We start from the raw sequence: 18,684 nt of genomic DNA, 5'->3' as shown, positions 1-18,684 counted from the left end.
GACGGACCTGGAGACGCGAGCGGCGCCGTCCCGAGGTTCGGGACGGCGCCGCCGAGGTCTGGATCCGCCGAGCGGACCGGAGGCGACCGCTCAGGCGCGGCTGCGCGTCACCAGGCCGTAGACGGCCATGACGACGACCGCGCCGACCACGGCGAGCAGCACGGTGCCGAGGCTCCAGGGATTGCTCATGATGCCGCTGACGCCGTCACCGCCCAGGAGCGCGCCGATGAGACCGCCGACGATCGCGCCGATGACACCGAGCACGATGGTCATGCCCAGTCCCATCGCCTGCTTGCCGGGCATGACGGCCCGGGCGATCAGGCCGACGACGGCGCCGATGACCAGCCAGGAGATGATGAGTCCGATGAGGCCCATTGCTGTGCGTCCTCTCTGTAGGGGGAAGGGGTCATGCTCGGCCAGTCTGCGCCGTCCCCGGGGGCGAATCGTGGCACCTCGGCGTCTTCGCAGGTCATAGCGGTCGACCGGATGGTTCGTGGCGGCGGTCACGTCACCCGCCACCGCATCCCGTCCTCGCGCGGGTGGTGGCCGCCCCGGCCCTCGGTCGGCGCTCGAGAGCGCCCATGACCTGCACATCCGTGTGAGATCCACGGCCTGTTCCCTCCTGCGCCACGGTCACGACACCTGCCCGGGTGACAATCACCGGATGAACGACACCGTGCGGCCTCTTCCCGAGCTCCTCGCCGGGAGCAGGGCGCCCGCCCCCTCCACCCTGGTGGACGTCTTCCGCCGCACGGTCGCCGCCCACGGGGACGCCCCGGCCGTGGACAGCGGGATCGAGACCCTCACGTACACGGAGCTGGACGAGGCGGCCACCGAGCTCGCCGCACGGCTCGCGGACCTCGGCGCGGGTCCCGGGTCCACGGTCGCCGTGCGCGTCAAGTCCGGCACCACCGACCTGTACGTCGCGATCATCGGCACCCTGCTGGCCGGCGCCGCCTACGTCCCCATCGACGCCGACGACCCCGACGAGCGGGCCCGCGTGGTCATCGAGGAGTCCGCGGCCCTCGCGGTGATCGGCAACGATCTGGTCATCACCCCCACGGCCGCCGGCGACGCCGCCGCGCCCGTCGCCGGGGGCGAGACCGTGCCCGGCGACGACGCCTGGGTCATCTTCACCTCGGGCTCCACCGGCAAGCCCAAGGGCGTGGCCGTCAGCCACCGCAGCGCCGCCGCCTTCGTCGAGGCCGAATCGCGGATGTTCCTCCAGGACGCTCCGATCGGTCCGGGCGACCGGGTCATGGCCGGCCTCTCCGTCGCCTTCGACGCGAGCTGCGAGGAGATGTGGCTGGCCTGGGCCTACGGAGCCTGCCTGGTCCCGGCACCGCGCTCGCTGGTCCGCTCCGGGGTCGACGTGGGGCCCTGGCTGCAGGCCAACCGCATCACCATCGTCTCCACCGTCCCCACCCTGGTCTCACTGTGGCCCGACGAGGCGCTGGCCGAGGTGCGGCTGCTGATCATGGGCGGGGAGGCCTGCCCGCCCGAGCTCGCCGCCCGCCTGCAGGCCCCCGGGCGCGAGGTCTGGAACACCTACGGCCCCACCGAGGCGACGGTCGTGGCCTGCGGCGCGATCCTCGACGGCACCGCCCCGGTGCGCATCGGCCTGCCTTTGGACGGCTGGGACCTCGCCGTCGTCGACGCCGAGGGCCGTCCGGTCGCCGCGGGCGAGTCCGGGGAGCTGATCATCGGCGGGGTGGGGCTGGCGCGCTACCTCGATCCCGCCAAGGACGCCGAGAAGTACGCCCCGATGCCGTCCCTGGGCTGGGACCGCGCGTACCGCTCCGGCGACATCGTCGTCAACGACCCCGCCGGGCTGCTCTTCGGCGGCCGGGCCGACGACCAGATCAAGCTGGGCGGGCGGCGCATCGAGCTTGGCGAGATCGACGACCAGCTGCTGCGCCTGCCCGGCGTGGTCTCCGCCGCGGCCGCGGTGCGCAGGACCCGCTCGGGCAACTCGCTCCTGGTCGGCTACCTGACCGTCGAGGAGGGCGAGGGCTCGCGCTTCGAGGCCGAGGCCGCCCGGGCCCTGCTGCGCGAGCGGATGCCCGCCGCGCTCGTGCCGCGCCTGGCGGTGGTCGCCGAGATGCCCACCCGCACCTCCGGCAAGGTCGACCGCGACGCCCTGCCCTGGCCGCTGCCGAAGGCGCCCCGAGCGGCCGTCGCCCTGACCGGCACCGGCGCCTGGATCGCGGAGATCTGGGCGGAGGTGCTCGGCGCGGAGGTCTCCTCCGGCACCGACGACTTCTTCGACCTGGGCGGCGGCTCGCTGACCGCCGCGCAGGTGGTCGGCCGGCTGCGGGAGAAGCATCCCGAGCTCACCGTCGGCGACGTCTACGAGCATCCGAAGCTCGCCGCTCTCGCGTCCCACCTGGATGCCATGGGCGCCTCGAGCACCGTCAGCGACCGCACCGTCTCCCCGCTGCGGCGCCGCTCCCAGCTGGCCCAGCTGCTGGTGCTGGTGCCGCTGCGCACCCTGGCCGCGCTGCGCTGGATCACCTGGCTGATGATCGCCTCGAGTGTCCTGGCGTGGACCACGCCGCTGCCCTGGGCGGCGGCGTTCCCGCTGTGGCTGTGGATCCCGGCCGCGGCGGTGCTGCTGCTGCCGCCGGGCCGGATGGCCCTGGCCGCGCTGCTGGCCCGGCTGCTGCTGCGCGGGGTGGAGGCGGGCAGCTATCCGCGCGGCGGCCGCGTCCACCTCCGGCTCTGGCTCGCCGAGCGGATCCAGGAGGAGCTGGCGGCCCCGCGCATCGCCGGTGCGCTGTGGCTCCCGGTCTATGCACGGCTGCTCGGGGCACGGATCGGCCGCGACGCCGACCTGCACACCCTGCCGCCGGTCACCGGGATGCTCACCCTGGGCGCCGGTGCCTCGGTGGAGCCGGAGGTGGACCTGGCCGGCCACTGGATCGACGGGGACCGGCTGCGGATCGGCACGATCCGGATCGGCAAGCGCGCCCGGATCGGGGCACGCAGCACGCTGGGGCCCGATGCGCGGATCGGCCGGGAGGCGGAGATCGCGCCCGGCTCCGCGGTGCTCGGCACCGTGCCCGCGGGCGAGTTCTGGTCCGGATCGCCCGCCGAGCGCCAGGGCTCCGCCCGCGGGCCCTGGTCCGTCGACGCACCGCGCCGCCCGGCCCTGTGGCTGCTGGGCTTCGGGCTGGTGGCGGGGCTGATCGCCGCCATCCCCGCGCTGTCGGTGTTGGCCGGCGCCGCCGTGCTGGCCCCCGCCGTGCGCGGGAGCGCGACCTTCACCGAGGCGGTGCGCGCCGCGCTGCCGTGGACGCCGCTGGCCGCTCTGACCGGCTTCGCCGTCGCCGTGCTCGCCGTGGTGGTCCTCACCCGGCTGCTCGCCCTCGCCGTCTCCCCCGGCCATCATCCGCTGCGCTCCGCCGCGGGGGTGGCGATCTGGGGGACGCTGCGCCTGCTGGACGAGGCCCGCACCTGGCTGTTCCCGATCTACTCCGGTGCCCTGACGCCGTGGTGGCTGCGGCTGCTCGGGGCGAAGGTGGGGCGCGGCGTCGAGGCCTCGACCGTGCTGCTCATCCCGAGCCTGGTGCAGGTGGGCGATCATGCCTTCCTCGCCGACGACACCCTGGTGGGTGCCTACGAGCTGGGTGGCGGCTGGATCCGCGTGGAGCGGGTCAAGGTGGGCAAGCGGGCCTTCGTGGGCAACTCCGGGATGCTCGCCCCGGGACGCAAGGTCCCCAAGCAGTCGCTGGTGGCCGTGCTGTCCGCGGCGCCCCGGCGCAAGTCCGCCAAGGCCGGCACCTCCTGGCTGGGCTCCCCGCCGCGGAAGCTGCGCCGCATCGAGGGCGCGCAGGACGCGAGCCGCACCTACGATCCACCGCTCGGCCTGCGCGTCCAGCGCGGGCTGGTGGAGACCCTGCGCCTGGTCCCGCTGCTGATCGCGCTGCTGCTGCCCGTCGCGGTGGGCGCCGCGCTGTACGCCCTCCTGCTGCGCGGCACGGCGGGGATCGTGGCCGCCGTGCTCCTGGGCGGGGTGCTCCTGCTCGCGGCGGGCGTGCTCGCAGCGCTGATCACGGTCGCGGCGAAGTGGCTGATCGTCGGCCGCCACCGGCCCGGCGAGCACGCCCTGTTCACGCCCTTCGTGTGGCGGGACGAGCTGGCGGACACCTTCACCGAGGTGCTCGCGGCCCCCTGGTTCGCCAACGTCACCGCCGGCACCGTCGCCCTGAACCTCTGGCTGCGCCTGCTGGGCGTGAGGGTGGGCACGGGCGTCTGGTGCGACTCGTACTGGCTGCCGGAGACGGACCTGGTGACGCTGGGTGACGGCGCCACCGTGAACCGCGGCTGCGTGGTCCAGACCCACCTCTTCCACGACCGGGTGCTGAGCATGGACACCGTCACCCTCGGTGCAGGTGCGACCCTGGGACCCGGCAGCGTGATCCTGCCGGCCGCGACCATCGACCGCCACGCCACCGTCGGCCCGGTCTCGCTCGTGATGCGCGGCGAGCGCGTCCCCGCCGGGACCCGCTGGACCGGCAACCCCATCGGCCCCTGGGAGGACGACGAATGAGCACGACCGCCACCGACCCGCGGGCCGGATCGGACCCGTACCTGCCCGGCCACGGCGATGCCCGGTACGACGTGGTCCACTACGACCTCTCCCTCGGGTACAAGGTCGAGGGCAATCGCCTGGACGGCGAGGCCACCCTCACCCTCCGCCCTCTGGTCGCCGCCGAGGAGCTCCACCTGGATCTCCACGGCCTGCAGGTGCAGAAGGTGTCCGTGGACGGGCGCGGCCAGAAGGCCTCCCACCACCACGGCCGGCTCGTGATCCGCTGCGCCGCACGTCCCGGCCAGCAGCTCACGGTGCGGGTGAAGTACTCCGGCAAGCCCCGCCCCGTGCGCTCGCGCGTGCTGGGCGGCGCCGGCTGGGAGGAGCTGGAGGACGGGGTGATCGTCGCCGCGCAGCCCCACGGCGCTCCCAGCTGGTTCCCCTGCAACGACCGCCCGGACAGCAAGGCCACCTACTCGCTGTCGCTGTCCGCACCGCCGGACTACACCGTCGCCTTCTCCGGCGAGCTGCGCGAGACCCGCCGCCGCGGCAACGCCGTCACCTGGGTGTACGAGCAGGCGGTGCCGATGGCCACGTACCTCGCGACGGTCCAGATCGGGCGCTACGAGCTCGTGGAGCATCCCGGCACCCTGGTGCCGGTGCGCAGCTACGTCCCGGCGCGGACCGACCGTGCCGTGCTCGCGGAGACCTTCGGCCGCCAGCCCGCGATGCTCACCTTCTTCAGCTCGCTGTTCGGCGACTACCCCTTCCCCTCCTACACCTCCGTGATCACCGAGGACGAGCTCGAGATCCCGCTGGAGTCCCAGGGGCTGTCCACCTTCGGCCGCAACCTCCTGGACCCCGCGTGGGAGTCGGTGCGGCTGATCGCCCACGAGCTCTCCCACCAGTGGTTCGGCAACGCCGTGACCCTCCGGCGCTGGCAGGACATCTGGCTGCACGAGGGCTTCGCCTGCTACTGCGAGTGGCTGTGGGCGGAGGAGTCCGGGGTCTCCACCGTGCAGGAGGAGGTCGACCGCCACCACGGGGCCCTGGCCCACCTCGAGCAGGACGATCTGCTGATGGTCGACCCCGGCCCGGAGCTGATGTTCGACGATCAGCTCTACAAGCGGGGCGCGCTGACCCTCCACGCCCTGCGGGTCGAGGTGGGCGACGCCGCCTTCTTCGAGATCCTGCGGCGCTGGGTGCGGGAGCATCGCGGCGGCGGCGTCACCACGGACATGTTCCTCGAGCACGCCCAGCACGTCGCCGGGCGGGATCTCTCGGCGCTGTTCGGGGCCTGGCTGGAGCGCACCGCGCTGCCGCCGTGCCCGCGTCGCACCGGCACCTGAGCGGCTCGCGCCGCCCGCTCAGAGCCGGGCGAGCGCCGCGACGTGGCCGGGCGGCGCCGCCAGGTCCACGATCTCCGCGTCGTCCTCGCGCAGGCTGCTCATCTCCGTCGTGAGCCCCGTGCCCAGCGCCTTGAGGATCGCCTCCTTGCGCGCCCACAGCGCGGCCCGCTCCCGCGGCGAGCGCGCAACGCCCCGCTCGCTGGGATGGAGCACCAGCTCCTCGTCCCAGCCGCGCGCCACGGCCGCCACCGACTCGAGGTCCACCCCGAGGCGGCCCGTGGGGGCGACCGCGGTCAGCAGGTGCGGGCCGCAGCGGGAGAGGCTCACCGGGACCTCGGTGCGCGCGCCGCGCGCCCGTGCCCAGGGTCGGCCGTGGCCGGAGGAGCCGCATCGAGGGCAGGACCGCCCCACCAGCACCTCCGCGGCGGGGAGCGCGAGCAGTGCGGCGACCCGGGTGCGCAGGACGGCGTCGGCGTCCTCCTCGGACCCGTGCCGGCCGACGATGCCGTCGGCGTCCCCGTTCATCGCGGCGCACCGGCCGGGGACGCGGACGGGCCGGGCGCGAACGCCCGGCCCGATGCGTTCGACGAGGGGATCAGAAGTCCCAGTCGTCGTCCTCGGTCTCCACGGCCTTGCCCATGACGTAGCTGGAGCCCGAGCCGGAGAAGAAGTCGTGGTTCTCGTCCGCGTTCGGGGACAGCGAGGCGAGGATCGCGGGGTTGACCTCGGTGGCTTCCTGCGGGAACAGGCCCTCGTAGCCGAGGTTCATCAGCGCCTTGTTCGCGTTGTAGCGCAGGAAGGTCTTGACCTCCTCGGTCCAGCCGACCGGGTCGTAGAGGTCCTCGGTGTACTCCTCCTCGTTGTCGTACAGCTCCATGAGCAGCGAGAAGGTGTACTCCTTGAGCTCGTCGCGACGCGCCGGGGACGCCTTCTCGAGAGCCTTCTGGAACTTGTACCCGATGTAGTAGCCGTGGACGGCCTCGTCCCGGATGATCAGCCGGATGATGTCCGCGGTGTTGGTGAGCTCGCCGCGGCTCGAGTAGTGCATCGGCAGGTAGAAGCCGGAGTAGAAGAGGAAGGACTCCAGGAGGGTGGAGGCCACCTTGCGCTTCTCCGCGTCGTCGCCCGCGTAGTAGCCCATGACGATCTGGGCCTTCTTCTGCAGCGACTCGTTGTGCTCGCTCCAGCGGAACGCCTCGTCGATCTGCTTGGTGTTCGACAGGGTCGAGAAGATCTGCGAGTAGGACTTCGCGTGCACCGACTCCATGAACGCGATGTTGGTGTACACCGCCTCCTCGTGGGGCGTGATCGCATCGGGGATCAGGGACACGGCGCCCACCGTGCCCTGCACCGTGTCCAGCAGGGTCAGACCGGTGAAGACCCGCATGGTCAGGGTCTGCTCCTGCTCCGGCAGGCGGTGCCAGGACTGGACGTCGTTGGACAGCGGGACCTTCTCGGGCAGCCAGAAGTTGCCGGTCAGGCGATCCCACACCTCCTGGTCCTTCGGGTCCGGGATTCGGTTCCAGTTGATGGCCTGGACCGACGTCTTCAGGTGCTCGTTCACCGCAGCCTCACAGTCAGGGATCTCGGGGGTCAGTGCTCGCCAGTCTAGGCAGTGGGCGGCCCGGATCGGAGCCCCGACCCTCCCTCCGCTCGGTGGGAAGGGACACCTCCCGGGCCGCCCCGACCGAGCGTTCCGTCGCCCCTCGCGGGGCGCGCCGCGGACCAGGACGTGATCCGAGGCCGACTTTCGTCGCATGCCCCCGCCGCTCCCTGCGGCTACGGTCGAGATGTCCGATTCCGGACGCCCTCCTCCGTGTCACGCGGTCCGCCGCGGAGCCGCCCCAGCGAAAGGCCTGCCATGAGCAGCTCGGCCGCCTCGTCCCCCACCGTCCCCGCGGTGCCGGTCGCCCCGCGTCCGCCCCGCTCCCTCGCCCCGGACATCGCGCGCGGGCTGATGCTCGCGCTGATCGCGGTCGCCAACGTCTCCTGGTTCCTGTGGGGCCACGAGGGAGGCGTGGGGATGACCCCGCACGTCCCCGCTCTCGGACCGGCGGACACCGTGGTCCAGGTGATCATGACCGTCGCGGTCGACCATCGGGCGATGCCGCTGTTCGCCTTCCTCTTCGGCTACGGCATGGTGCAGTTCTACCGCTCCCGCATCGACCGCGGCCTCGAGGCGCGGACCGTGCGGAGGATGCTCCGGCGCCGACACTGGGCGATGCTGCTGCTGGGCCTGCTGCACGCCGCGCTGCTCTTCTTCGGCGACATCCTGGGGGCCTACGCGGTGGCGGGCCTGCTGCTGGTGTGGATCTTCTTCGGCCGGCGCACCCGCACGCTCGTGATCTGGGCCGGCATCATCGGCGGGATCATGGCGCTGTTCGCCGTCCTCTCGGTCGTCAGCGCCGTGGTGCTGGCGGCCTTCGCACCTTCCGAGACGCTGGACCAGATGGGCGCCCCCTCCGCCGCCTATTCCAACGACTGGCTGCGGGATGCGGCCTACGGCACGGCCTATCTGCCCTCCGTCCTGAACCGGATCGGGTTCTGGGTGGTGGCCCTGCTGCCGGCGGCGCTCGCCGGGGCGGCGCTGCCGATCCTGCTGGGATGGATCGCCGCGCGGCACCGCCTGCTGGACGAGCCGTGGCGCCACCGCCGCACGCTGACGCGTCTGGCGATCGGGGGCATCGCGATCGGCTGGCTCACGGGCGTGCCCGATGCGCTCGCGATCGCCGGCGGCCCCGCCCTCCCGGAGTCGCTGAGCTGGGCCTTCCTGGGCCTCAGCTCTCTGGGTGGGACCCTCTGCGGCATCGGCTACGCCGCCGCCTTCGGCCTGCTCGCCCTGCGCGGCGAGGGCCGCGCCGCCGCGGCCCCGGAGCCCGCTCCGACGCTGACCCGGGACGAGCGCACGGCGCGGCGCCGCGAGCGCGCCGCGGCGGACAGGGCGCTGGATCCCGCCGAGCGCGCCTACGGCGTCCCCGCCGGGGATGCGGGCGCGTCCCCCACCGCGGCGCCGCCCGGCCTTCTCCGCATGCTCTCGGCCGTGGGGCAGCGCTCGTTGACCTTCTACCTCTTCCAGTCGCTCCTGATCGCCCCGCTCATGGCCGGCTGGGGCCTGGGCCTGGCCCCGTCACTGTCCACCTGGTCCGCGGTCGCGATCGCGCTGGGCGTGTGGCTGCTCTCGCTGCCGATCGCGGCCTGGATGGACACCCGCGGGATGCGCGGACCGGCCGAGGCCCTGCTGCGGAGGATGACCTACGGGCGGCACGACCGGGCGCGCGCCGGGGCGCAGCGCCCCGCCTGAGCCTCGGTCCCGCCCGTCGGCCCGACTCACCGGCCCTGCGTCCTCGGCGCAGGGCCGACGTCGTCCGCCGTCGGGCCCCCGCCCGCCCTCCGGCACCAGTGGCGCTTGCCGTAGTACGGCTGCCGTAGTACGGTGGGTGGAGCACTGGGGAGCGCGCTCCCGCCGTCGACACCCGGAGGGAGGGCCCCGCGATGATCGGAGCCGACGCCATCCGCGGCCACATCGACCTCATCGTGCTGGCCATCCTCGAGTCCCGGCCCTCGTACGCCTACGAGCTCTCCAAGACCATCACCGACCGCTCGCGCGGCGAGTACGTCATCAAGCAGACCACGCTCTACACGGCCGTGAAGCGGCTGCAGGCGCAGGGACTGCTGGACAGCTATGACGACGTCTCCTCCACGGGGAAGCCGCGCACCTACTACGCCCTCACCCCCGACGGCACCACGCAGCTCGCGCGCAAGCGCGCCGAATGGCGCAGCACGCGCGAGCTCGTCGACCACTTCGCGGAAGGACCGGACGCATCGTGAACGTCATCGACTCCTATCTCGACACGCTCTTCGCCCCGTACCCCGACTCCGCCCGCATGCGCGAGGCGAAGGCGGAGCTGCGGGCGATGATGGAGGACACCCAGCAGGGCCTGATGGACGAGGGGCTCAGCGAAACCCAGGCCGTGGGCCGCGTCATCGCGGAGTTCGGCACCCTGGAGGAGGTCGCCCCGGTGCTGGGCCTCGAGGCCGAGCTCGGCGACCTCGACCCGGCGGCCGACGCCTCCGCGCCGCCCCGCCTCGACCTCGAGCGCGCCCGCGCCTACGCCGAGGAGACCCGCCGGACCCAGTGGATGCCCGCCGCCGGGATCTCGCTGTTCGTCCTCTCCGCGGTCCCCCTGCTGTTCCTCATCACCCTCGACGGCCCCGTCGCCGCGGACCCCTCCCCCTGGGTGATCGCCGGCGGCATCTCCGCGGTCCTGGTCATCGTGAGCCTCGGGCTGCTCCTGCTGGGGATGCGCTCGTACCGGCTCGGTCGGTTCGAGGAGATCGAGGAGGGGCGCTTCACGCCCTCACCCTCGGTGCGCACCTTCGCCGTCGAGCTGCGGCGGGAGCACCGGCGCAGCACCGCCCTGGCCGTGGGCGCCGCGATCATGCTGTGGATCCTCTGCGCGCTGCCCACCGTGTTCTTCTCGCTCGCGGCGGAGCCGGGGTCCGTCACCCCGCTCTACGGGGTGTGCATGACGCTCGTCCTCGTCGCAGCGGGCCTGTGGGTCCTGATCCACGCGAGCTGGGCGAACGATGCGGCCGGCACGCTGCTCCAGGAGGAGGACGAGGACGAGGACTCCCCGGAGGTCAGCACCTCTCCGGCCGTCCGCGTGATCGCCGCCGTGTACTGGCCGGTCGCCGCCGCGGTCTACCTGCTCTGGAGCTTCCTCAGCGGCGACTGGGGGACGACCTGGATCGTCTGGCCCGTCGCGGGAGTGCTGTACGCCGGACTGTGGAGCCTCGGCGTCGCGCTCCGCCCGCGCGACGCGGAGACCACCCGCCGCCGCTGAGTCCGCGACGGCCGCCCGCCGCGAGCAGTCACCGACGCGACCGCAGCCACTGACGATCCCGCGCCCGCTGCTCCCGCAGCCAGGAGGGGTAGAGCCACAGGGGCAGGACGGTGCGGTACACGGAGGGCAGCAGCACCAGGGCCCAGAGGATCAGCTCCGCGATCACCGCGGCGGCATAGATCCCGCCCAGCCCCGCGTCCGCGAGGACGTCGACCGAGGTCACCCCCACCAGCAGCCCGATCACGATCAGGAGCTGGGCGAGCAGCGGCAGGACGACCAGCACCGCCCCTTCGGCGTAGGGGAACGGCCCCGGCCGATCGATCGCCTCCTGGCGCACCCAGAAGCGTGCGGCACGGCTGCGGCCTGCCCGGCACCACAGCGCGAGAACGCCGAGCAGCACGCCGCCGGCGAGACATCCGAGTGCCACGAGCACCAGCTGAAGGTCCATCCTCGAATCCTCTCATCCGCGCCGCCGCAGCCCGGGATGGGCGATGGGGAGTGCTCCCCATCGCCCATTGCCGTGCTCGCCGGTAGCGTGCTGAGGACTGCTGGCCGACCTGCTGGAGAGACCATGACCGCCTTCCTCGGAATGACCACGGCCGACGTCGCCGATCACGCCGCCCGCCTCACGCGGGAGGCGGAGGTCCTGGATTCCCTCCTCCAGTCGCTCGACCAGGGGGTCGACGGCGTCGTCGGCACCCACTGGAGGGGCACCGACGCCGAGCGCTTCGCCGAGGACTTCCGCGGAGCGACCCGGCCCCGCGTCGCCGCCGCCATCGCTGCGCTCCGCGGCCATGCCGCCGAGCTCGAGCGACACGTCGAGGAGCAGGAGACCGCCTCCGCTCCGGAGGCCGACGGCGGATCCGCGTTCCCCGCCGGCCCGATCACCGGCTCGGCACCGCTGACCACCTCCTTCCTCGGCGCCGACTGGGGCGATGCCTCCTTCGGCGAGTTCTGGGACAACTGGACGGAGAACGTCGGGATCGACGGTGCCGACTCGGCCGGAGGCATCATCTCCGGAGTCCACAGCTTCGCGAAGAACTTCGGGGACTTCGCCTTCGGCAAGGGATCCGTTCCGGGGTTCATTCCGGTCATCGGGGACGTCTTCACCGGCGTGATGGCAGGAGTCGACCGCTGGAACGACGATGCGGGGGATCCCGGTCTCTCCACCGGTGAACGGATCGGCCGCGCCGTGCTCGACGGCGGGGCGAACCTGATCGGCTCCCTGGGCGGCAGCCTCGTCGGCGGGGCGATCGGCACCTCGATCGGCGGCTCGATCGGCGGGCTCTTCGGCGGCGGAGGCGGCGCCGCCGCCGGTGCTCCCGCCGCCGGGGTCGGCGCCGTGCCGGGCGCCGTCGTCGGCGGAGGCGGCGGCGCCGCCGTGGGCGGTGTCATCGGCGGGATCGCGGGAGACGTCGTGGGCAGCTACTTCGGAGCGACGACCGCCGACGCCGTCATCGACACCTTCCTCGACTGAGCCCCGCCGCCCTCCCCTAGGCTGACACCATGTCCTCCGACATCCGCACCGCGACCGTCCCCGTGGGGAACGGCTCCTCGACGGTGATGGCCCTCGACCTCCCTGCCTCCTGGTCCGCGATCCCCGAGCCCGGTCCGGTTCTCGCCGCCTTCTCCGACGGGCGCGCCCTGAGCCCGGGCATCGCGACCACTGCCGTGATCACCGCGGATCCGCTGCCGGAGGGGACCGCGCTCGAGCCCTGGCAGCAGGCGGTCCGCACGGCGCAGCTGACCTCCCTGCCCGATCTGCAGGTGCTGGATGATCGTCGGCTCGACGCGGTCGACGGCTCCGCGCAGTGGTACTGCGCCTCGGTCATGACCGACCAGAACGGCGTCACGGTGCTCACCCGCCGGTTCTGCCGCACGGTGCCCGGCCTCGGGCTGACGCTCACGCTGACCACCCTGCCGCTGGTCGATGCACAGCACGCGGACCGCCTCGACGCGATCGCTGAGTCGTGGCGGCTGTCGGCGCCCGCCGAGGACGGAGCCGATGATGATCAGGCCTGACGAACAGTCCCCCACCATCGCCCGCGGCACGGCGGAGGAGGTCGCGACCTTCCTCGACGATCTCGCCGCCGGCGGCGACGCCGACGGGCTGCACGCTATGCCCGCGGCGCTCGTGGCGAGCGTCGGCGAGATCCTCGCCGGCGCCTCCGGCCGCGCCGAGGTCACGCTCTCGGACCCGCAGGGGTACAGCACCCACGCCATCACCCTCTCCCGCGCCGGGGTGCTGCGGCGCAGCCGCGGGCTCACCGGGCCGGAGGAGCTCGCCGTGCACTCCACCGGCACCGTCCCCGGGCTGCTGCTGCGCCTGGCTGCGCTCTCCCCCACCGAGCCGCTGCCGGCCACGGTCCGCCTCGCCGCCCCTGCCGCGGAGACCGACGCGCTGTTCAGCGCCATGGAGGCCGAGCGCCGGGCGGCCTGGGAGGCCCTGTCCGGCGCGGCCGCCGCCCTGCCCCCGGCCGCGCGACCCGCGACCGATCAGGCGGCGCCCCGGGCGGCGCAACTGCTCCGGCACCGCCCCTCCGGCGCGCACGGCGCCGTGGTGGTCATGCTGCGCGGCCGCTATCTCGTGCCCGACGCCGAGAGCTCCACACTGCACGGCGTCAGCCCCACCGGCGCCTCGCGCGCCCTGATGTCCGCACTGCTGGCTCCGTGACCTGCGGCTGAGCCCGCCGCCGGAGGACGCGACGCCCTCGCGACCACGAAGGGCGGGCCCCCGAGTTCCCTCGGAGGCCCGCCCTCTGCGTGTCGCGTCGGCCGACGGCTCAGAGCATGCAGCTCACGCAGCCCTCGACCTCGGTGCCCTCGATCGCCATCTGCCGCAGGCGGATGTAGTAGAGGGACTTGATGCCCTTCCGCCAGGCGTAGATCTGCGCCTTGTTGATGTCGCGCGTGGTGGCGGTGTCCGGGAAGAACAGCGTCAGCGACAGGCCCTGGTCCACGTGCTGGGTGGCCTCGGCGTAGGTGTCGACGATCTTCTCGTAGCCGATCTCGTACGCGTCCTCGTAGTACTCGAGGTTGTCGTTGGTCATGTACGGCGCGGGGTAGTAGACCCGGCCGATCTTCCCCTCCTTGCGGATCTCGATCTTGGAGACGATCGGGTGGATCGAGCTCGTCGAGTGGTTGATGTAGGAGATCGAGCCGGTGGGCGGCACCGCCTGCAGGTAGGCGTTGTACATGCCGTGGGCGCGGACCTCCTCGCGCAGCTGCTTCCAGTCCTCGACCGTGGGCAGGTGCACGCTGGAGTTCTCGAACAGGCCGCGGACCTTCTCGGTGCGGGGCTCCCAGACCTTGTCGATGTACTTGTCGAAGTACTCGCCCGTGCCGTACTGCGAGTTCTCGAAGTCGTAGAAGGTCTCGCCGCGCTCCTTGGCGATCGTGTTCGACGCCTTGATGGCGTGGTACGTGACCGCGTAGAAGTACATGTTCGTGAAGTCCAGGCCCTCCTCGGAGCCGTAGAAGATGGACTCCCGCGCGAGGTAGCCGTGGAGGTTCATCTGTCCCAGGCCGATCGCGTGCGAGGCGCGGTTGCCCTCGGCGATGGTCGGCACCGACTCGATGTCCGAGTGGTCCGAGACGGAGGTCAGGCCCCGGATGGCGGTCTCGATGGTCCGCGCGAAGTCCGAGGAGTCCATCGTCTTGGCGATGTTCAGCGACCCCAGGTTGCAGGAGATGTCCCGGCCCAGCTCGTCGTAGGAGAGGTCGACGTTCATGGTCGAGGGCGTCGAGACCTGCAGGATCTCGGAGCACAGGTTCGAGTGGGTGACCTTGCCGGGGATCGGGTTGGCCCGGTTCACGGTGTCCTCGAACATGATGTACGGGTAGCCGGACTCGAACTGGATCTCGGCGAGGACCTGGAAGAAGTCACGGGCCTTGATCTTCTTCTTGGCGATCTTCGGGTTGTCGACCATCTCGCGGTAGTGGTCGGAGATGTTCACGTCCGCGAAGGGCTTGCCGTACTCGCGCTCCACGTCGTACGGGGAGAACAGGTACATCGGCTCGTTCTTCTTCGCGAGCTCGAAGGTGATGTCCGGGATGACCACGCCGAGGGAGAGGGTCTTGATGCGGATCTTCTCGTCGGCGTTCTCGCGCTTGGTGTCCAGGAAGCGCAGGATGTCCGGGTGGTGGGCGTTGAGGTACACCGCGCCGGCGCCCTGGCGGGCCCCGAGCTGGTTGGCGTAGGAGAAGGAGTCCTCGAGCAGCTTCATCACGGGGATGACGCCGCTGGACTGGTCCTCGATGTGCTTGATCGGCGCGCCGTACTCGCGCACGTTGCTCAGCAGCAGCGCGACGCCGCCGCCGCGCTTGGACAGCTGCAGGGCGGAGTTGATGGAGCGGCCGATGGACTCCATGTTGTCCTCGATGCGCAGCAGGAAGCAGGAGACGAGCTCTCCGCGCTGGGCCTTGCCGGCGTTGAGGAAGGTGGGGGTGGCCGGCTGGAAGCGGCCGTCGAGGATCTCGTCGACCAGGTTCGTGGCCAGCTTCTCATCGCCCTCGGCGAGGGTGAGCGCGACCATGACCACGCGGTCCTCGAAGCGCTCGAGGTACCGCTTGCCGTCGAACGTCTTGAGCGTGTACGAGGTGTAGTACTTGAACGCGCCCAGGAAGGTCGGGAAGCGGAACTTCTTCGAGAAGGCGTGCTCGGAGAGCTTCTCGACGAAGGAGAAGTCGTACTGCTCGATCACCTCGGGCTCGTAGTACTTGTTCTCGACGAGGTAGTCGATCTTCTCGCGCAGCGAGTGGAAGAACACCGTGTTGGGGTTCACGTGCTGCAGGAAGTACTCGCGGGCCGCGAGGCGATCCTTGTCGAACTGGATCTCGCCGTCCGCTCCGTAGAGGTTCAGCATCGCGTTGAGCGCGTGGTAGTCGAGCCGCTTGTGGTGCTCGACCGGGGGCATCTCGGTCAGTGTCGCCAAAACTCTTCCAATCCGTCATGAACCCGCTGCACGTCCCGCGGAGTGCCGAACAGTTCGAACTTGTACATGTGGGGGACCTCGCACTTGGCGGAGATGACCTCTCCGGCCAGGCCGTACGCGGATCCGAAGTTGGTGTTCCCCCCGCTGATCACGCCCCGGATCAGGCTCCGGTTGCGTTCGTCGTTGAGGAATCTGATGACCTGCTTGGGCACGGCCCCGCGGCCGTTGCCGCCGCCGTAGGTCGGGACCACGAGGACGAACTCCTCGTCGACGACGAGGGGCTCGTCCCGGCGGTACAGAGGGATGCGATCAGCCGGCATCCCCAGCTTCTCGATGAAGCGGTGCGTGTTGCCCGAGACCGAGGAGAAGTAGACGAGGTTCGTCACGCCGCCGCGTTCCTGCGCCCTCGGGGCGGCTCAGATCGCGGAGGCGGTCCGGCGCTCGGCACCGGCGCCCGCGATGGCCTTGATCTTGTCGGGGCGGAAGCCGGACCAGTGATCCTGCTCGGTGATGACGACCGGTGCCTGCGCGTAGCCCATGGACTTGATGCGAGCCAGTGCGTCGGCGTCCTCGGTGACGTCGACGACGTCGTAGGCCACGCCGGCCTTGGTGAGGGCGCGCTTGGTGGCATCGCACTGGACGCAGAGGGGCTTGGAGTACACGGTGATGTCCAAGGGAGGGAACCTTTCACGAGCGCCGCGCCGAGGGCGGGAGGACGGGGATCTGACGGAATGCTGCGGATCGCCCCGGCGTGGTCCCGGGGGCCGTGTCGCCGCGCTCCGGGGGCCTCGGGAGGCATTCCTCGATGATGTTCGAGGTGATGCCCGACCCCGGGATGCCCGGCTCGCTGCGACACCCCCAACACTACACCTAGTGGTGCCCGGAGGGAACGACCACAAGATGTACTGAACTACAGCACTGTCATCCACAGCCGGTTGTTGATGGGATGTGGACAGAGCCGAGGTTCTGGGGACGGCGCGCCCGGTCCAGGCGTGAAGCCCGAGGAAGCGTGCACACCCGAGTGTGGACGACGACTCCGACACGCGGGCACGACGGTGGACGACGGGAGCCGTCCGGGGTCCGCGGGGGCGCCCGCGGCGCCGCGGAGTGACATGCATCCCCGGCGTGTCACCGCTCTCGCCCCGGCGTGTCGCCGCCGCGTCGCGCTTCCCCTCCCGGGCGTGTCGCCCCCGCCGACGCCGCGACCCCCGGAGCCGAGGGCTCCGGGGGTCGCGGAATCAGGGGCGGGGCGCTCCGGATTCAGGGGCGGGGGCGCTCCGGTCTCAGGGGCGGGGTCGCTCCTCGGGAGCGGTGCCCGAGGTGGTCTCCCCCGTGCTCCCGGCCGGGAGGTTCCAGACATCGACCGGCTCGTCGACCGGCGTCCCGGTGGGTGCGGCCGCCGGTGCGGGCCGCTCCTCCTCCGCGGCGGGGGCCGGGTCGGACTCCGCGTCGGGCGCGGCAACGGGCTCGGCCGGTGCCTCGGAGCTCGGCGCCTCGCCGGACTCGGAGGCGACATCGGCCTCGGCGTCCGGCACGTCGGCGTCGGCGTCGGCGTCGGCGTCGGCGTCGGACGCAGCGCCCGTGGCAGCGTCGGCGTCCGTCTCCCCCGCACCCTCGGCGGCATCCGGCGCGTCGGCGGGCTCGGCGCCGACGCCCTCGGCCTCGGCCTCGGCCTCGGGCTCTGCCTCGAGGCTGCGACCGTCGGCCCCGACGATCGCGGCGAGCACCTCGCGCATCAGCGTCACCTGGTCGCGGGCCTCGGCGGCGCCGGAGACGGGCACGGTCCCCTTCTCGACGAAGGCGTGGAACGCCTCCCACATCAGCTCCGCCGCCCCCTTGGAAGCTGTGGTCGAGGTCTCCTGGATCGCACCGGACTTCTTCTCGCGCAGGGAGACGCTCGAGCGGCGATCCCCGTGGGAGGGCGCCGGCAGCTCGAGCCGCATGCGCCGACGCGCGGAGAGCACCTGCACGGTCTCCGAGTACTCCGGGGCGAAGGGCAGGTAGTGCCACACCAGGCGCACCCGGGCACCGCCGGCCAGCTCGCCCAGCAGCTCGATCGAGCCCGGGATCACGCCCTTGGGCCAGTGCCGCACCGCGGAGAGCTGGGTGATCGGGCCGTAGGAGGCCTCGAGCACGGCCATCTGGTGCGCCACGCCCGTCAGCAGGCCCTTCACGTAGAGGTCGCGGTCGCGCTGGGTGGCGCCGTCCCCCGCTCCGGCCACCACGGCGGCCTGCAGATCCTTGCGCCGCTGCGTGCGCAGCTCGGTGGGCAGGTCGTAGGAGGAGGTGGTCACGTGCGCCCCGCCGAACAGCGGCTGCGAGGCGGGCATCAGCACCTCGTGATCCACCATCCGCAGATCCTTCACGGCGATCTGATCGGCCATCCGCGTCACCGAGTCGTCGTACTGCTGGGGGTAGGCCATCATCACCAGGCGCCGCCCGGTCATCCGCTCGAAGTCCGCCACCTGCGCGACCTCCTCGGCGGAGAATCCGATCGGCGGCTCGACCAGCACCGGCAGGCCCCGTCGCATGAGCGCCAGCAGATCCTCGACGTGCAGTCCGTCGGTCGACAGCAGCACGGCGTCCAGGGCGAGCTCCCGTGAGCGCACGGCAGCCAGGAGATCCGTGACCGTCTCGTACCGCTTCTCCTCCGCGATGCCCCACACCTCGGCGGACTCCCGGCGGCGGCGGGGCGAATGGTCCACGAGCGCCGCGACGGAGAACCGGTCCCAGCGTCGCCGCAGCACCGGCAGGTGCACGGCCTGCGCCATGGTTCCGGCGCCGATCACGGCGATGTTCAGGGTCTTCGGCATCGACAGGCTCCTCGGGATCGGCGGAGAGCGGCGGCAGCACCGCCCTCGAGCGGCGGGCGCCGGGCCGTCCCCGGCAGCGCGCCTCGGATCGGCGCGGAACGCACGCCTGTTCTACCACACCGGCCCGGGCCCGAGCCGGGCCGCTTCACCGTCACCACCTGCACCGCAGGCGCGGGGCGCCGGACGGGCCCGGGGACGGCGCGGCGCCGC

At 72.2% G+C, this 18,684-nt stretch carries 16 protein-coding genes; 8 read left to right on the top strand and 8 right to left on the bottom strand.

Annotated features, from left to right (window positions below):
• Nucleotides 1-90: 90 nt before the first annotated feature.
• The gene (locus CXH06_RS02900) at nt 91-375 is read right to left on the bottom strand and encodes a GlsB/YeaQ/YmgE family stress response membrane protein (protein WP_114853650.1); all 285 of its coding nucleotides are present in this window, start codon (nt 373-375) and stop codon (nt 91-93) included.
• Nucleotides 376-664: 289 nt separating this feature from the next.
• On the opposite strand from CXH06_RS02900, the gene CXH06_RS02895 reads away from it, so the two are divergent.
• A complete protein-coding gene (locus tag CXH06_RS02895) occupies nt 665-4,552 on the top strand; it encodes a Pls/PosA family non-ribosomal peptide synthetase (RefSeq protein WP_114853649.1) in 3,888 nt (1,295 codons plus the stop codon).
• The gene (locus CXH06_RS02890; protein ID WP_114853648.1) at nt 4,549-5,883 is read left to right on the top strand and encodes a M1 family metallopeptidase; all 1,335 of its coding nucleotides are present in this window, start codon (nt 4,549-4,551) and stop codon (nt 5,881-5,883) included. The genes CXH06_RS02895 and CXH06_RS02890 overlap by 4 nt, the downstream gene beginning before the upstream one ends.
• 18 nt (nt 5,884-5,901) lie before the next feature.
• Here the strand turns inward: CXH06_RS02890 and CXH06_RS02885 are convergent, their stop codons facing one another.
• Nucleotides 5,902-6,408 carry a 4'-phosphopantetheinyl transferase superfamily protein gene (locus tag CXH06_RS02885; protein ID WP_114853647.1) on the bottom strand — a complete coding sequence of 169 codons (507 nt, stop codon included), beginning with the start codon at nt 6,406-6,408 and terminating at the stop codon, nt 5,902-5,904.
• A 70-nt stretch (nt 6,409-6,478) separates the two neighbouring features.
• Nucleotides 6,479-7,447, bottom strand: a complete 969-nt coding sequence (nrdF, locus tag CXH06_RS02880; protein ID WP_114853646.1) for a class 1b ribonucleoside-diphosphate reductase subunit beta — start codon at nt 7,445-7,447, stop codon at nt 6,479-6,481.
• 297 nt (nt 7,448-7,744) lie between these two features.
• On the opposite strand from nrdF, the gene CXH06_RS02875 reads away from it, so the two are divergent.
• The 3 genes from CXH06_RS02875 (at nt 7,745) to CXH06_RS02865 (ending at nt 10,727) form a co-directional block, all read left to right on the top strand.
• Entirely contained in the window at nt 7,745-9,184 is a 1,440-nt protein-coding gene (locus tag CXH06_RS02875) for a DUF418 domain-containing protein (protein WP_157975571.1), read from the top strand.
• 191 nt (nt 9,185-9,375) lie between these two features.
• Nucleotides 9,376-9,711: a PadR family transcriptional regulator gene (locus CXH06_RS02870; protein WP_114853645.1), complete on the top strand. Its 336-nt coding sequence runs from the start codon at nt 9,376-9,378 to the stop codon at nt 9,709-9,711.
• A complete protein-coding gene (locus CXH06_RS02865; protein ID WP_114853644.1) occupies nt 9,708-10,727 on the top strand; it encodes a permease prefix domain 1-containing protein in 1,020 nt (339 codons plus the stop codon). Before CXH06_RS02870 ends, CXH06_RS02865 begins: the two co-directional genes overlap by 4 nt.
• A 28-nt stretch (nt 10,728-10,755) precedes the next feature.
• Here CXH06_RS02865 and CXH06_RS02860 read toward each other — a convergent pair whose 3' ends face one another.
• Nucleotides 10,756-11,175 carry a hypothetical protein gene (locus CXH06_RS02860; protein WP_114853643.1) on the bottom strand — a complete coding sequence of 140 codons (420 nt, stop codon included), beginning with the start codon at nt 11,173-11,175 and terminating at the stop codon, nt 10,756-10,758.
• A gap of 123 nt (nt 11,176-11,298) precedes the next feature.
• Between CXH06_RS02860 and CXH06_RS02855 the strand changes: the two genes are divergently transcribed.
• The 3 genes from CXH06_RS02855 to CXH06_RS02845 are packed head-to-tail and all read left to right on the top strand — an operon-like array spanning nt 11,299 to nt 13,401.
• Nucleotides 11,299-12,204: a WXG100 family type VII secretion target gene (locus CXH06_RS02855; RefSeq protein WP_198683993.1), complete on the top strand. Its 906-nt coding sequence runs from the start codon at nt 11,299-11,301 to the stop codon at nt 12,202-12,204.
• Nucleotides 12,205-12,233: 29 nt separating this feature from the next.
• A complete protein-coding gene (locus CXH06_RS02850) occupies nt 12,234-12,749 on the top strand; it encodes a DcrB-related protein (protein WP_114853641.1) in 516 nt (171 codons plus the stop codon).
• The gene (locus CXH06_RS02845; protein ID WP_157975570.1) at nt 12,733-13,401 is read left to right on the top strand and encodes a hypothetical protein; all 669 of its coding nucleotides are present in this window, start codon (nt 12,733-12,735) and stop codon (nt 13,399-13,401) included. The genes CXH06_RS02850 and CXH06_RS02845 overlap by 17 nt, the downstream gene beginning before the upstream one ends.
• A gap of 109 nt (nt 13,402-13,510) precedes the next feature.
• On the opposite strand, the gene nrdE is transcribed toward CXH06_RS02845, so the two are convergent.
• From nrdE to CXH06_RS02825, 4 genes are all read right to left on the bottom strand, one after another.
• Complete coding sequence (gene nrdE / locus CXH06_RS02840) at nt 13,511-15,643, bottom strand: class 1b ribonucleoside-diphosphate reductase subunit alpha (RefSeq protein ID WP_114853639.1); 2,133 nt, start codon at nt 15,641-15,643, stop codon at nt 13,511-13,513.
• 5 nt (nt 15,644-15,648) lie between these two features.
• A complete protein-coding gene (nrdI, locus tag CXH06_RS02835; protein WP_114853638.1) occupies nt 15,649-16,047 on the bottom strand; it encodes a class Ib ribonucleoside-diphosphate reductase assembly flavoprotein NrdI in 399 nt (132 codons plus the stop codon).
• 30 nt (nt 16,048-16,077) lie between these two features.
• A complete protein-coding gene (nrdH, locus tag CXH06_RS02830) occupies nt 16,078-16,335 on the bottom strand; it encodes a glutaredoxin-like protein NrdH (RefSeq protein ID WP_157975569.1) in 258 nt (85 codons plus the stop codon).
• Nucleotides 16,336-16,944: 609 nt separating this feature from the next.
• Nucleotides 16,945-18,474, bottom strand: coding sequence for a Gfo/Idh/MocA family protein (locus CXH06_RS02825; RefSeq protein ID WP_114853637.1), 1,530 nt, complete (start codon nt 18,472-18,474; stop codon nt 16,945-16,947).
• Nucleotides 18,475-18,684 lie beyond the last annotated feature (210 nt).

Origin of the sequence: Brachybacterium sp. YJGR34 (genome assembly GCF_003347015.1) — a bacterium.
In the GTDB taxonomy this organism is placed as follows: domain Bacteria; phylum Actinomycetota; class Actinomycetes; order Actinomycetales; family Dermabacteraceae; genus Brachybacterium.
Note: the sequence above shows the minus strand (reverse complement) of the source record. Positions and strands in the feature narration are given on the sequence as shown.

Excerpts from the sequence above, each read along its gene's own strand:
- CXH06_RS02900 (WP_114853650.1), bottom strand. The coding sequence starts at position 375 with ATGGGCCTCATCGGACTCATCATCTCCTGGCTGGTCATCGGCGCCGTC.
- CXH06_RS02895 (WP_114853649.1), top strand. The coding sequence starts at position 665 with ATGAACGACACCGTGCGGCCTCTTCCCGAGCTCCTCGCCGGGAGCAGG.
- CXH06_RS02890 (WP_114853648.1), top strand. The coding sequence starts at position 4,549 with ATGAGCACGACCGCCACCGACCCGCGGGCCGGATCGGACCCGTACCTG.
- CXH06_RS02885 (WP_114853647.1), bottom strand. The coding sequence starts at position 6,408 with ATGAACGGGGACGCCGACGGCATCGTCGGCCGGCACGGGTCCGAGGAG.
- CXH06_RS02875 (WP_157975571.1), top strand. The coding sequence starts at position 7,745 with ATGAGCAGCTCGGCCGCCTCGTCCCCCACCGTCCCCGCGGTGCCGGTC.
- CXH06_RS02870 (WP_114853645.1), top strand. The coding sequence starts at position 9,376 with ATGATCGGAGCCGACGCCATCCGCGGCCACATCGACCTCATCGTGCTG.
- CXH06_RS02860 (WP_114853643.1), bottom strand. The coding sequence starts at position 11,175 with ATGGACCTTCAGCTGGTGCTCGTGGCACTCGGATGTCTCGCCGGCGGC.
- CXH06_RS02855 (WP_198683993.1), top strand. The coding sequence starts at position 11,299 with ATGACCGCCTTCCTCGGAATGACCACGGCCGACGTCGCCGATCACGCC.
- CXH06_RS02850 (WP_114853641.1), top strand. The coding sequence starts at position 12,234 with ATGTCCTCCGACATCCGCACCGCGACCGTCCCCGTGGGGAACGGCTCC.
- CXH06_RS02845 (WP_157975570.1), top strand. The coding sequence starts at position 12,733 with ATGATGATCAGGCCTGACGAACAGTCCCCCACCATCGCCCGCGGCACG.
- nrdE (WP_114853639.1), bottom strand. The coding sequence starts at position 15,643 with ATGCCCCCGGTCGAGCACCACAAGCGGCTCGACTACCACGCGCTCAAC.
- CXH06_RS02825 (WP_114853637.1), bottom strand. The coding sequence starts at position 18,474 with ATGCCGAAGACCCTGAACATCGCCGTGATCGGCGCCGGAACCATGGCG.